The sequence below is a fragment of the Streptomyces albiaxialis genome (assembly GCF_039530985.1).
GTDB lineage: Bacteria > Actinomycetota > Actinomycetes > Streptomycetales > Streptomycetaceae > Streptomyces > Streptomyces albiaxialis.
On record NZ_BAAAPE010000013.1, the window covers coordinates 449,428 to 463,068 of the forward strand.

At 70.9% G+C, this 13,641-nt stretch carries 8 protein-coding genes; 3 read left to right on the top strand and 5 right to left on the bottom strand.

Features of this window, described 5'->3' with window-relative positions; genetic code table 11:
* Positions 1–298: 298 nt before the first annotated feature.
* Positions 299–2,122, top strand: coding sequence for an ABC transporter ATP-binding protein (locus ABD343_RS25665; protein WP_344531688.1), 1,824 nt, complete (start codon positions 299–301; stop codon positions 2,120–2,122).
* Between the two features lie 11 nt (positions 2,123–2,133).
* A complete protein-coding gene (locus ABD343_RS25670; protein WP_344532243.1) occupies positions 2,134–4,044 on the top strand; it encodes an ABC transporter ATP-binding protein in 1,911 nt (636 codons plus the stop codon).
* Positions 4,045–4,262: 218 nt separating this feature from the next.
* Here the strand turns inward: ABD343_RS25670 and ABD343_RS25675 are convergent, their stop codons facing one another.
* The 5 genes from ABD343_RS25675 to ABD343_RS25695 all read right to left on the bottom strand — a co-directional run bounded on the left by ABD343_RS25675 (position 4,263) and on the right by ABD343_RS25695 (position 11,992).
* Complete coding sequence (locus ABD343_RS25675) at positions 4,263–5,072, bottom strand: S1 family peptidase (RefSeq protein ID WP_344531689.1); 810 nt, start codon at positions 5,070–5,072, stop codon at positions 4,263–4,265.
* A 333-nt stretch (positions 5,073–5,405) separates the two neighbouring features.
* On the bottom strand, positions 5,406–6,692 hold the full coding sequence (locus tag ABD343_RS25680) for an RNA polymerase sigma factor (protein ID WP_344531690.1): 1,287 nt from the start codon (positions 6,690–6,692) through the stop codon (positions 5,406–5,408).
* A gap of 195 nt (positions 6,693–6,887) precedes the next feature.
* Positions 6,888–8,813 carry a DNA primase gene (dnaG, locus tag ABD343_RS25685; RefSeq protein WP_344531691.1) on the bottom strand — a complete coding sequence of 642 codons (1,926 nt, stop codon included), beginning with the start codon at positions 8,811–8,813 and terminating at the stop codon, positions 6,888–6,890.
* Between the two features lie 78 nt (positions 8,814–8,891).
* Positions 8,892–10,637 (bottom strand): pyruvate dehydrogenase, encoded by a 1,746-nt coding sequence (locus ABD343_RS25690; protein WP_344531692.1) that lies wholly within the window; start codon positions 10,635–10,637, stop codon positions 8,892–8,894.
* A 92-nt stretch (positions 10,638–10,729) separates the two neighbouring features.
* Positions 10,730–11,992, bottom strand: coding sequence for an NAD(P)/FAD-dependent oxidoreductase (locus ABD343_RS25695; RefSeq protein WP_344531693.1), 1,263 nt, complete (start codon positions 11,990–11,992; stop codon positions 10,730–10,732).
* A 528-nt stretch (positions 11,993–12,520) separates the two neighbouring features.
* Between ABD343_RS25695 and ABD343_RS25700 the strand changes: the two genes are divergently transcribed.
* Positions 12,521–13,594: an ArsR/SmtB family transcription factor gene (locus ABD343_RS25700; RefSeq protein ID WP_344531694.1), complete on the top strand. Its 1,074-nt coding sequence runs from the start codon at positions 12,521–12,523 to the stop codon at positions 13,592–13,594.
* Positions 13,595–13,641: the final 47 nt, after the last annotated feature.

Consider the following 13,641-nt stretch of genomic DNA (forward strand, 5'->3'; position numbering starts at 1 on the left):
GGCCCTGTACGGACGGCCCCGCACAGGCGGCCCCGTACGGACGGCCCCGCACGGGGGTCGCTCGTACGTCCGGCGTGCCTGTGTTCCGTGAATCCCCGCCGCCTGCCAGGGAAATCATTGGAAGGGCGGAGCACGGAAGTGCTAGACCACTCCAGCGTGCACGGTGGGAGGTTCAGCTCCCAGCGATCAGGGGCCACTTTGCCGGAGCTTGGCGGACCGTGCGCGGACGGTACTCGAAAATGGGGGCGGCTTTCCTGATCTTCCGTTCCCTTTCACGCCACCTGCTGAGGAACTCCGTGTGCTGATACGCGTTCTCCGTGCCCGGCTCCGCCCGCACCGGCGGCCGATCGCGATGCTCGTCCTGCTGCAACTGATCCAGACGTCCGCCACGCTCTATCTGCCGACCCTCAACGCCGACATCATCGACAACGGTGTCGTGAAGGGGGACACCGGTTACATCCTGCGGTTCGGCGGACTGATGCTCGCGGTCTCGGTGGTGCAGGTGGTCTGCAACATCGCCGCCGTGTTCCTGGGGGCACGTACGGCCGCCGCCCTCGGGCGTGACATCCGGGCCGACGTGTTCGACCGTGTGCAGTCCTTCTCGGCGCGCGAGGTCGGCCAGTTCGGCGCCCCCTCGCTCATCACCCGCACCACGAACGACGTGCAGCAGGTGCAGATGGTGACGCTGATGTCGTTCACCCTGATGGTGTCGGCGCCCATCATGTGCGTCGGCGGCATCGTGCTCGCCCTGGGGCAGGACGTGCCGCTCTCCTCGGTGCTGCTCGCCGTGGTCCCCGTACTGGGCATAGCGGTGACCCTTCTCGTCCGCCGGATGCGGCCGCTCTTCCGCGCCATGCAGGAACGGCTGGACAACGTGAACCGGGTCCTGAGGGAGCAGATCACCGGCGTCCGCGTGATCCGTGCCTTCGTCAAGGACGACTACGAGCGGCGGCGGTTCCACCGCGCCAACGCGGACCTGACCGACGTCCAGTTGCGGGTCGGTCAGCTCATGGCGCTGATGTTCCCCATCGTCATGACCGTGGTGAACGGTTCGAGCATCGCGGTCGTCTGGTTCGGCGCGCACCGCATCAACAGCGGGGACATGCAGATCGGCGCCCTGACGGCGTTCCTGGCGTACCTGATGCAGATCGTGACGTCCGTGATGATGGCCACGTTCATGTTCATGATGGTCCCGCGCGCCGAGGTCTGCGCGGAGCGCATCCAGGAGGTCCTGGACACCGATTCCAGCGTGGTGCCGCCCAAGGCGCCCGTACGGGAGCTGCGCCGGCACGGCCATCTGGAGCTGCGCGGCGCCGGATTCGGCTATCCGGGGGCCGAGTCGCCCGTCCTCAGGGACGTCGATCTGGTGGCCCGTCCCGGGGAGACCACGGCGGTCATCGGTTCGACGGGCAGCGGCAAGTCGACGCTGCTCGGCCTGGTGCCACGGCTGTTCGACGCCACGGAGGGACAGGTCCTCGTCGACGGCGAGGACGTCCGGACGCTGGACCCCGAACTGCTGGCCGAGACGGTGGGCCTGGTCCCGCAGCGGCCGTACCTCTTCTCCGGCACGGTCGCCTCCAACCTGCGGTACGGCCGTACGGACGCGACCGACGAGGAACTGTGGGAGGCCCTGGAGGTCGCGCAGGCCAAGGAGTTCGTGGAGCGCATGGAGGGCGGCCTGGAGGCGTCGATCTCGCAGGGCGGCAGCAATGTGTCGGGCGGGCAGCGGCAGCGGCTCGCCATCGCGCGCGTCCTGGTGCACCGCCCCGAGATCTACCTGTTCGACGACTCCTTCTCCGCCCTGGACTACGCGACGGACGCGGCCCTGCGTTCCGCGCTGTCGCGCGAGACGGCCGAGGCGACGGTCGTCATCGTGGCCCAGCGCGTGGCGACCATCCGGGACGCCGACCGGATCCTCGTGCTGGACGAGGGGCGCGTGGTGGGCGCGGGCCGCCATCACGAACTGATGGAGGACAACGAGACGTACCGGGAGATCGTGCTCTCCCAGCTCACCGAGCAGGAGGCCCGGAGCGACGTACGTGCGGCCGCCGGGCCGCGGACAGCGGCGATACCCGCGCACAGCCGCGCGGGCGGAGAAGCGACCGAAATGGACAGAGCGTGAGTGCGCCGGGAATGGGAGCGCCGCCGCGGCGGTCCCTGGACTTCAAAGGGTCGGGCAAGAGGCTGCTGCGGCAGTTCCGTCCGGAGCGCGTCTGGCTGCTGGCGATGGTGCTGCTCGTGCTCGTGAGCACCGCGATGAGCGTGCTGGGACCGAAGATCCTGGGCCACGCCACGGACCTGATCTTCGCGGGCTTCATCGGCAAGAACATGCCGGACGGCATCACCCGCGAGCAGGCGCTGGAAGGGCTGCGGCGCTCGGGGGACGACGGGGCCGCCGACATGCTCTCCGGGATGGACTTCACGCCCGGTGCCGGGATCGACTTCGAGGCCGTCGGGGTCGTCCTGCTGGGCGTGCTCGTGGTCTATCTCGTGGCGGGTGCCCTGATGTACGCGTCCGGCCGTATCTCGGCCCGCGTCATCAGCAGGACCGTGTACCGGCTGCGCCAGGACGTCGAGGCCAAGCTGTCGCGGCTGCCGCTCTCCTACCTCGACAAGCAGTCGCGCGGCGAGGTGCTGAGCCGGGTCACCAACGACATCGACAACATCGGCCAGACCCTCCAGCAGTCCATGGGACAGATCATCAACTCGCTGCTGACCATCGTCGGCGTCCTGGTGATGATGTTCTGGATCTCGCCGCTGCTGGCGCTGGTGGCGCTGGTCACCGTGCCGCTGTCGGTCGTGGTCGCCACCCGCGTGGGCAAGCGCGCGCAGCCGCAGTTCGTGGCGCAGTGGCAGTCCACGGGCAAGCTGAACGCGCACATCGAGGAGATGTACACCGGCCACAGCCTGGTGAAGGTCTTCGGACGGCAGCGCGAGTCCGCGGAGGCGTTCCGCGAGCAGAACGACGAGCTGTACAGGGCGGGCTTCAAGGCCCAGTTCATCAGCGGGATCATGCAGCCCGCGATGATGTTCGTCAGCAACCTGAACTACGTGATGGTCGCGGTCGTCGGCGGGCTGCGCGTGGCGTCCGGGGCGCTGTCGATCGGCGACGTACAGGCGTTCGTGCAGTACTCGCGCCAGTTCAGCCAGCCCCTCAACCAGGTCGCCTCCATGGCGAACATGATCCAGTCCGGTGTCGCCTCCGCCGAGCGCGTCTTCGAACTGCTGGACGCCGAGGAGCAGTCGCCCGACCCGGAGGGCAGCGCGGCGGAACGCCCGTCCGAACTGTGCGGCCGTGTGGAGCTGAAGGACGTCTCCTTCCGCTACGAGGAGGACAAGCCCCTCATCGACGGTCTGTCCCTCTCGGTCGAACCGGGCCAGACGGTCGCGATCGTCGGCCCTACGGGCGCGGGCAAGACGACACTGGTCAATCTGCTGCTGCGGTTCTACGAGGTCCGCGACGGGCGCATCCTGCTGGACGGCACGGACATCGCCGCCATGTCGCGCGAGGAACTGCGCTCCGGGATCGGCATGGTGCTCCAGGACACCTGGCTGTTCGGCGGCACCATCGCGGAGAACATCGCCTACGGCACGGAGGGCGCCACCCGCGAACAGGTCGAGGAGGCGGCACGGGCCGCGCACGCGGACCGTTTCATCCGCACGCTGCCCGAGGGCTACGACACGGTGCTGGACGACGAGGGCGGCGACGGCACGGGCGTGAGCGCGGGCGAGAAGCAGCTCATCACCATCGCCCGGGCCTTCCTCTCCGACCCGGTCATCCTGGTGCTGGACGAGGCGACGAGTTCGGTGGACACCCGCACGGAGGTGCTGATCCAGCGGGCGATGTCCCGCCTCGCCTCGGAGCGCACCAGCTTCGTGATCGCCCACCGCCTCTCCACCATCCGGGACGCGGACGTGATCCTGGTGATGGAGAACGGCTCGATCGTCGAACAGGGCGCCCACGCCGAGCTGCTCGCGCAGGACGGGGCGTACGCGCGGCTCTACAAGGCGCAGTTCGCCGAGGCCGTGGCGGAGGTCGACTGACGGCTCCGGGGCCGCCTGACGCCCGCGGGGCCCGTACGACGGGGCTCGTACGGGCGTGACGGGGGCCGTACGGGCTCGGCGGGGCTCGTACGCCTCCTGCGGGCCCGGTGACGCGCGTGCGCCGTACGTCCGTGGGGGAAGCGCTCCCCCACGGACGTACGGCGCGAGAAGACTCACTGGACGGCCGCGGGCCCGCCGGGTCCCGCGGACGGTGGGCGTCAGCCCAGTTCGCCGGCCGCCTTCTTGATGTCGGCCGCGAAGTTGCTCACCTCGGTGTAGACGCCCGGCTTGCCGGGACGGGCGCAGCCCTCGCCCCAGCTCACGATGCCGACCTGGACGAGCTTGTCGGCGTCGTCCTTGCGGAACATCGGGCCGCCGGAGTCGCCCTGGCAGGAGTCGACGCCGCCGGCCTCCAGCTCGCCGGCGCAGATCTCCTCGCCCTCGATCAGGTTGGAGTAGGCGCCCTTGCAGGTCGCGTCGTCCACGAACGGCACCTGGGCCTTGAGGAGCTTGGTCTGCTGCTCGCCGCCCTCCTTGTCGGCGCCCCAGCCGGCGATGGTGAAGTCGCCCTTGTTGTACGCGTCGTCCTCGGCTATCGGCAGGGTGGGCTGGTCGATGGCCTTCTCCAGCTTGATGACGGCCCAGTCCTTGCCGTTGCCGTCGTAGCCGGGGGCCTGGATGACCTTGGTGGCCTTGACTTCCTGGGCGTCCGGGGACTCCAGGTCCACGACGCCGCCGATGGCGGTGATGTCGGGGTTGTCGCTGCTGCCGTCGACGCAGTGGGCGGCCGTCAGCACGACGTCCTTCTCCAGCAGCGAGCCGCCGCAGCCCATGGAGAGCCGGACCATGAACGGGAATTCGCCCTGCTCGGCCGGGGTACCGCCGACGATCTTGGTGCGGGGCCCGCCGTCGCCGCCGGGTCCGTCGGTGGGCATCGCCCAGGAGTTGGCGGGGTTGAGGCTGAACGCGGCGAGGGTGACGGCGCCGACGGCAGCGGCTCTCTTGAGGTACGTGACCGTGTTCTTCAACGGGCTTCCTCTCGTGGGGGGTGGGCACTCTGAAGGGCTCATGTCAACCCCTCGACCGGAGGCGCCCGACGGAAGAACCGCGTGAGAAACGGCAGTTGACCGCAAGGTGTCCGGGCCCTGTGGGGTGAGCCCGAGAAATGCTTCCGCGATTATGCGGACCGATCGAACGGCGTGGCAAGAGTGCCTGCGACGTATCCCGCGCAACTCGCACCGGCCGCACGACACTTCTGCCCCCAACGGGCACAGGTCAGTCCGGCACGGGGCGAACTGTTCGAGAGAAAGCTCCGGGAGAGAACCGGAAGGGACGGGCGGCGCGGCGAGAAGCCCGGACCGCTATTCGAGATAGCCCCTGAGCTGGTCCGCGAAGGCGTGGTCGCGCAGCTTGTTGAGGGTCTTGGACTCGATCTGCCGGATGCGCTCACGCGTCACCCCGAAGAGCCTGCCTATCTCCTCCAGCGTGCGAGGACGGCCGTCTATCAGCCCGTACCTCAACTGCACCACCTTGCGCTCCCGCTCCCCCAGCGTGGAGAGCACGGCCTCCAGGTGCTCGCGCAGCAGCAGGAACGCGGCCGACTCGACGGGCGAGGGCGCGTCGCCGTCCTCGATGAGGTCGCCGAGATTGACGTCGTCCTCCTCGCCCACCGGGGCGTGCAGCGAGACGGGCTCCTGCGCGAGCCTCAGGACCTCGCTCACCCGCTCCTCGGGCAGGTCGAGATGGACGGCGACCTCCTCGGGCGTCGGCTCGTAGCCACGCTCCTGGAGCATCCTGCGCTGGACACGCACCACGCGGTTGATCAGCTCGACGACGTGCACGGGCACGCGGATCGTCCGCGCCTGGTCGGCCAGGGCCCGGGACATGGCCTGGCGGATCCACCAGGTCGCGTACGTCGAGAACTTGTACCCGCGGGCGTAGTCGAACTTCTCCACCGCGCGGATCAGTCCCAGGTTGCCCTCCTGGACGAGGTCCAGCATGGTCAGACCCCGGCCCACGTACCGCTTGGCGACGGAGACGACGAGGCGCAGATTCGCCTCGATGAGGCGGCGCTTGGCCATCCGGCCCATCACGACGAGCTGGTCGAGGTCCAGCGCGAGCTGCCCGTCCAGCTCGGGCGTCCGTGTGAGCTTCTCCTCGGCGAAGAGCCCCGCCTCCACCCTGCGGGCCAGCTCGACCTCCTCGGCGGCCGAGAGCAGCGGGATACGGCCGATCTCGCGCAGGTACTGACGGAACAGGTCGGCGGACGGACCACTGCCCGGCAGCTCCTGCTTGGGCGGGGCCTCCGGGGCCTCCACCTCGGCCTCGGGCGGGCCCGGCTGCGCGGGAACGGTCTCCTGTACCTGGTCCGGCACCTTCTCGGGGTGCCCGGCGGGCGGCGCGGATGGTGCTGACGGCACGGTGGACGACGGCACCGTGGGGAGCGTAGGCGCGGCCGGGGCCGCGGTTGTCAGGGTCTGGGTCTGCACGGGGGCGACCTCCAGTGTGATCGCTGCCGGTTCGGGGGCGGCGTGCGAGACGGGGACGGCTGCGGCCGGGCCGCGCTCCATCCCATGCGTACTGTTCGGATCCGCGGGGGACTCCGGCCCCTCCTGGCCAGCACCGCCCCGCTCCGAGGACTCAGGCACCGCAAACCAGTGTGGAGTACGACACACTCCCGCCACGAGGGTCGTGCGGGCAGTTTTTCCACGAACTCGTGACGGGCTGCGCATGATCCGACACGATGGGGTGGCCATCGCGGACCGCGCGCGCCGGGGCGCGGCACCCCGCGCCCCTCGGCTCCGCAGATCCGCCGGATCCGCCCACAGGCGGCCGGGCCCGCCCTAGAGGGCCGCGGCCCCTCGCTCGCGCAGGGCCGTGCCGTACTGCTGGAGGGTCCAGATCTGCTGCCGTACGGGCGCGGAGCCCTCGTAGTCCTGCCGGGCCTCCAGACGGCGCGCGGCGCCCTCCAGATCGGCGATACGGGCATTGACCGCGGCGATACGGACGGCCACCAACTGCTCCCCCGCGTACGCCTCGTCGACCCCTCGGCTGCGCGGGCTGCGCAGCGGCTCCACGGTCAGCTCGGTCACCAGGGAGCGCACCGTGTCGTCCGGCGCCGCGTCCCGTACGCGCGCCAGATAGCCGCTGTCCTTGTCGCCGCCCTCGGCGCCGCCCGCGGCCTCGATGGCCTGGCGGATCACCGCGTAGGGCGGGGCGGTGAACTCGTCGGCCCCATAAGCGTCGAAGGCGGGCGAGACCAGCTCGGGGCGCTGGAGGGCGAGCTTGAGCAGCTCGCGCTCGACGCGGTGCGCCGGGCTGCGCAGGTTGAGCGCCGGGCCGCGCGGGAGGGACGGCGCCTGCCCCTCGGGCGCCCCCGCGCCCGCCGACGGCGCCGCGGCCCGGCGGGAGCCCTGCGGGCCCTCGCGCCCGCGCTCGCGCGCCCAGCGCGCGAGCTGCGCCACGCGCCGCACCACGAACTGCTCGTCCACGATGCCGAGGAGCCCCGCGAGCCGTACGGCACTCTCGTGCTGGATCGAGCCGTCCTTGATCTGGGCGACGACCGGGGCGGCCTCCTCCAGCGCGGCCGAACGGCCGCCCGCCGTGTCCAGGTTGTGCCGGTCGACGATCGAGCGCATCGCGAACTCGAAGAGCGGCGAGCGGCTCTCGACGACCTTGGCGACCGCCTCGTCGCCCTCCGCGAGCCGCAGGTCGCAGGGGTCCATGCCGCCGGGGGTGATCGCGATCCAGGTGCGTGCGGCGAACTTCTGGTCGTCCTCGAAGGCCCGCAGCGCGGCCTTCTGGCCGGCCGCGTCGCCGTCGAAGGTGAAGACGACCTCCGACTGCGAGTTGTCCATCAGGACGCGGCGCAGGATCTTCACGTGCTCGCCGCCGAAGGCGGTGCCGCAGGTCGCGATGGCCGTCGTCACCCCGGCGAGATGGCAGGCCATCACGTCGGTGTATCCCTCGACGACGACCGCGCGGTTGGCCTTGGCGATCTCGCGCTTGGCCAGGTCGATCCCGTAGAGCACCTGGGACTTCTTGTAGATCGGCGTCTCCGGCGTGTTCAGGTACTTCGGGCCCTGGTCGTCCTCGCGGAGCTTGCGGGCGCCGAAGCCGACCACGTCGCCCGTGATGTCCCGGATCGGCCACAGCAGGCGGCCCCGGAAGCGGTCGATCGGGCGCCCGTTCCGCGCCTCCTGGGCCAGCCCCGAGAGGGTCAGCTCCTTGTCGCTGAAGCCCCGCCCGCGCAGGAACCGCACCAGGTGGTCCCAGCCCGCAGGGGCGTACCCGATGCCGAAGTGCTGGGCGGCCGTCTGGTCGAAGCCGCGCTCGGCGAGGAAACGGCGGCCGATCTCGGCCTCGGGGCTGCCGAGCTGCTCGGCGTAGAACTCCGCGGCGACCTTGTGCGCCTCGACGAGGCGGGTGCGCTCGCCCTGCTGGGACGCGCGCCCGTATCCCCCCTGCTCGTACCGGAGGGTGATCCCGGCGCGGGCCGCGAGGCGCTCGACGGCCTCCGAGAAGGACAGGTGGTCGACCTTCATCACGAAGTCGAGGGTGTCCCCGCCCTCCTGGCAGCCGAAGCAGTGGTAGAACCCCTTGCTCGGGCTGACGTGGAAGGAGGGGGACTTCTCGTCGTGGAAAGGGCAGAGGCCCTTGAGATTGCCGCCGCCCGCGTTCCGCAACTGGAGGTATTCGGAGACGACGGAGTCGATCGGGACCGCGTCCCTGACCGCCTTCACGTCTTCATCGTTGATCCTGCCAGCCACGGAAAGAGTCTACGGCGCCCCGCTGACACTCCCGCCCGGGCCTCCCCGCGGGGAGGCCCGCGGGGAGGCCCGCGACGATCATGGCCGGGGGATGTTCCGGAGGTTCGAGCGGGCCATCTGCACCATGCGGCCGACCCCGCCGTCGAGGACGGTCTTGCTCGCGGAGAGCGCGAAACCGCTGATCTGCTCGCGGGTGATCTTGGGCGGCAGGGAGAGCGCGTTCGGGTCGGTGACGATGTCGATCAAGGCCGGCCCCTTGTGCTTGAGCACGTCCCGCAGCGCGCCACGCACATGCTTGGGCTTCTCGACCCGCACCCCGTACGCGCCCGCCGCCTGGGCGACCGCCGCGAAGTCCGGGTTGCGGTTGGTCGTGCCGTAGGAGGGCATGCCGTCGACCATCATCTCCAGCTCGACCATCCCGAGCGAGGAGTTGTTGAAGAGCACGACCTTCACGGGAAGGTCGTACTGGACGAGCGTCAGGAAGTCGCCCATCAGCATGGTGAAGCCGCCGTCCCCGGACATCGAGATGACCTGCCGGTTCCGGTCGATGAACTGGGCGCCGATGGCCTGGGGCATCGCGTTCGCCATGGAACCGTGGGTGAAGGAGCCGATGACGCGGCGGCGCCCATTGGGCGTGAGGTAGCGGGCCGCCCACACGTTGCACATGCCTGTGTCGACCGTGAAGATCGCGTCGTCCGCCGCCTCCTCGTCCAGCACGGAGGCGACGAACTCGGGGTGGATGGGCGTGTGCTTCTCGACCTTGCGGGTGTACGCGCTGACGACGCCCTCCAGCGTGTCGGCGTGCTTCTTGAGCATCCGGTCGAGGAACTTGCGGCTCGTCTTGGCGCGCACCTTCGGCGTCAGGCAGCGCAGCGTCTCGCGCACGTCGCCCCAGACGGCCAGGTCGAGCGTGGACCTCCGGCCCAGGTTCTCGGGCCGGACGTCGACCTGGACGATCCGCACGTCCTTCTGCGGCAGGAACGCGTTGTACGGGAAGTCGGTGCCCAGCAGGATCAGCAGGTCGCACTCGTGGGTGGCCTCATAGGCCGCGCCGTATCCGAGCAGACCGCTCATGCCGACGTCGCACGGGTTGTCGTACTGGATCCATTCCTTGCCGCGCAGCGCGTGGCCCACGGGGGACTTCACGCGCTCGGCGAACTGCATGACCTCCTCGTGCGCTCCCGCCGTGCCGCTGCCGCAGAACAGGGTCACCTTCTCGGCGTCGTCGATCATGCGCGCCAAGGCGTCGATCTCCGCGTCACCGGGGCGTACCCGGGGGCGCGCGGTGACCAGGGCGTGCTCCTCCGGGCTCTCGGGCGCGGGCTGGGCGGCCAGGTCGCCGGGGAGCGCGAGGACGCTGACGCCCTGCCGTCCGATCGCGTGCTGGATGGCCGTCTGGAGCACCCGCGGCATCTGGTGCTCGCTGGAGATCAGCTCGCTGTAGTGACTGCACTCGCGGAAGAGCTGGTCGGGATGGGTCTCCTGGAAATAGCCCGTCCCGATCTCGCTGCTGGGGATGTGCGAGGCCAGGGCGATCACCGGCGCCATGGAGCGGTGCGCGTCGTAGAGCCCGTTGATCAGGTGGAGGTTGCCGGGGCCGCAGGAGCCCGCGCAGGCCGCGAGCGTGCCCGTGAGCTGGGCCTCGGCGCCCGCGGCGAAGGCGGCGACCTCCTCGTGCCTGACCTGGACCCAGTCGATGGCCGAGTTGCGCCGGATGGCGTCCACGACAGGGTTGAGACTGTCGCCCACCACCCCGTAGAGCCGCTTGACCCCGGACCGCGCGATCGTGTCGACAAACTGCTCGGCCACCGTCTGCTTCGCCATTGCTCACTCGTCCTTAGCTCGCCGTGCGGGTTAGCGCGCCATGCGGTTTCGCAGCACTATGGGCAATTTATCCCGCGGGTGTCCCCAGAGCATCACGCGGTACCCAGGGACTCCAGGGGCACACCCGGGTCGGCCAGCGAATGCGGATCGACGGTCGCTCCCGTACGGATCAGCTCCTGGATGGGCCCGGTGACGTCCCACACGTTCACGTTCAGACCGGCGAGCACATGGTTGTCCCGCAGCCAGAAGGCGATGAACTCGCGCTTGCTGACGTCGCCCCTGCAGACCACCTGGTCGTACGAGCCGGGCGGCGCGTATCCGCTGTACTCCAGGCCGACGTCGTACTGGTCGGAGAAGAAGTACGGCACCCGGTCGTAGGAGACCTCCTTGCCGAGCATGGCCTTCGCGGCGGCCGGGCCGCTGTTCAGCGCGTTCGCCCAGTGCTCGACCCGGAGCCGCTGCCCGAGCAGGGGATGCTGTACGGCCGCCACGTCCCCGGCGGCGAAGATGTCCGGGTCCGAGGTGCGCAGGGAGGCGTCGACGGCGATGCCTCCGCCGGGCCCCTCGGCGAGCGTGAGGTCCGCCGCCTCGGCGAGCGCGGTGCGCGGCTTGGCCCCGATGGCGGCCAGCACGTCGTGGGCCGGATGCTCGTCCCCGTCGTCCGTGTGGACCGCGCGCACCATGCCGCCCTCGCCCTCGATGGACGTCAGCCTGGCGCCGAAGTGGAAGCGCACCCCGTGCTCGCGGTGCAGGTCGGCGAAGAGGGCGCCCAGCTCGGGCCCGACGACCGTGTGCAGCGGGGTCGGCTCGGGCTCCACGACGGTGACCTCGGCCCCGTACGAGCGGGCCGCCGCCGCGACCTCCAGGCCGATCCAGCCCGCCCCGGCGACGACCAGATGGCCGTTCTCCTGTCCGAGCGCGGAGAGCACCCCGCGCAGCCGGTCGGCGTGCGCGAGACGCCGCAGATGGTGCACCCCCGCGAGGCCGGTGCCGGGGATGTCCAGCCGGCGCGGCTCGGCCCCCGTGGCGAGCAGGAGGGTGTCGTAGTGGATGCGCGTTCCGTCACCCAGACGGACGGACTTGTTCGCGCGGTCGAGCTGCACGGCGGGCTGGCCGAGATGCAGCTCGATGTCGGCACCCGCGTACCAGGCGGGCTCGTGAACGAAGACACTGTCGCGCTCGTCCGCACCCGTGAGGTACCCCTTGGAGAGCGGAGGCCGCTCATAGGGATGGTCGCGTTCGTCGCCGATCAGTATGACGCGGCCGGTGAACCCTTCCGCGCGCAGGGTCTCGGCGGCTTTCGCCCCTGCCAGTCCCCCGCCGATGATGACGAACGTCCGGTGTGCGTCGACCACTTGAAGCCTCCTCGCTGACGGCTGTGCTGTCCGGCCATACGGACGTGCGGACGCGCGGACGCCCGGATGCGAGCTGAAGCCATTGAACACCTGACTCCCTGCCGTGCGCTTGGGCGCATGCGGCCCGCGCGTGGTTCCCGCGCGGCTGCCGGAGCCGCCTCGTCCACACGTGAGCGTCCCGCATCGACGGGAAGGCGGGAAGGGGCAGGGGGTGCCGTCCGGGCCGTCAGAGGGCGCACGGAGGCCCGGCGGGGGCCCGGACGGCGCGGGCCGCGCGCACGGCGCGGGCGGGATGCCACAGCCCCGTCACGGGCGAAACCGGATGATGGCGGAGCCCCGTCTCCCCCGAGGACGGCTCCGCCATCACCCCATAAGCGTCGTGCCGGCGCGGAGGGTTCGGGGCGGTTTCGTGGAGAACGCAAACGGAATTGAGCAGTCCGGTCCGGGATCTCCCTACGGTCGGGGGACACGGCCGTGAGGCACGGGCCGGGAGCGCGGTCGGGGGACGGCCGGAGGGGACGGATGCGCATGCTGCGGATCGAGTTCAGCAGCGAGGAGCTGAACGGGCTCAGGCTGGCCGACGGGCCTGACCCCCTCTGGGAGACCGTGCTCAGTTTGCACATCCTCCAGACCAGGGACGCCCCGCTCGCCTTCGACCCGTGGCGCGCGGCGGCGCGCGGCGCACTCGCGCGCGCCGGCCTCACCCGTACGGCGGAGGCACTGATGCGGCTGTGCCCGGCCGCCTCGTACTTCCCGGACTTCCTCACCCCCGGACAGGGCAGCCCCTACGGCAGCGAGACGGACGTGCTGCGGCACTCCGTCGAGCAGGTGCTGTGCACGCCCAAACGCCGTCTGAGGAGCGAGCTTTCACGGCTCTGCGCCCACGTGCCCGGTCCGGTCCCGCCCGGCGCCCGGCAGCTCGCGGAAGGCGATCCGGAGGCTCTGCGCCGTCTGGGTGAGGCCCTGCGGCGCTACTACGCGACGGCGGTCGAGCCCTATCTGCCCGCCATCCGGCACGCCGCGGCCGAGGACCGCGCCCGGCGCGCCGACGCGGCCCTCTCCGCGGGCCCCGCGGGCCTGCTCGGCAGCTACACCACGGAGCCCGTCTGGCAGCAGCCCGACGACGCCGTCACGGACGCGGAGAACGACGCCCGTACGGACCCGACGGGCGGCGGCGTACTGGAGGCCCCGTATCCGACCAGCCGCAGGCTGCCGCTGCACGGACGGGCACTCACCCTGGTCCCGTCGCTCTTCTGCGTCCGTACGCCCGTCGCTCTCGTCGACGAGAGCCTGCCGCCCGTCCTGGTGCATCCCCTGAGGCCGCGTCCCGGCTGGTGCGCGCCGCCCGTACGGACGGAGGGCGAGCCCCTCGCCCAGCTCATCGGGGCCTCACGGGCACGCCTCCTGGAGACGCTGGACCGTCCGATGACGACCACCGGAGTGGCCGAGGCGCTGCGGCTGGCCGTGTCCACGGCGAGCCGCCATACGGCCGTCCTGCGCGAGGCGGGACTGGTGCACTCCCTGCGGCAGGGGAACGCCGTTCTGCACGCCCGTACTTCGCTGGGCGAGGCGCTGCTCTCCGGGGGTGGTCCCGCCCGGTGAGACAGTCAGCAGCGTGATGCCGCCCCGGCACCGTCAGCGCTTGATGC

Bases quoted from the DNA above. Each gene is read 5' to 3' on its own strand.
- ABD343_RS25670 (WP_344532243.1), top strand. From the start codon at position 2,134: ATGGGAGCGCCGCCGCGGCGGTCCCTGGACTTCAAAGGGTCGGGCAAG.
- ABD343_RS25690 (WP_344531692.1), bottom strand. From the start codon at position 10,637: ATGGCGAAGCAGACGGTGGCCGAGCAGTTTGTCGACACGATCGCGCGG.
- ABD343_RS25700 (WP_344531694.1), top strand. From the start codon at position 12,521: ATGCTGCGGATCGAGTTCAGCAGCGAGGAGCTGAACGGGCTCAGGCTG.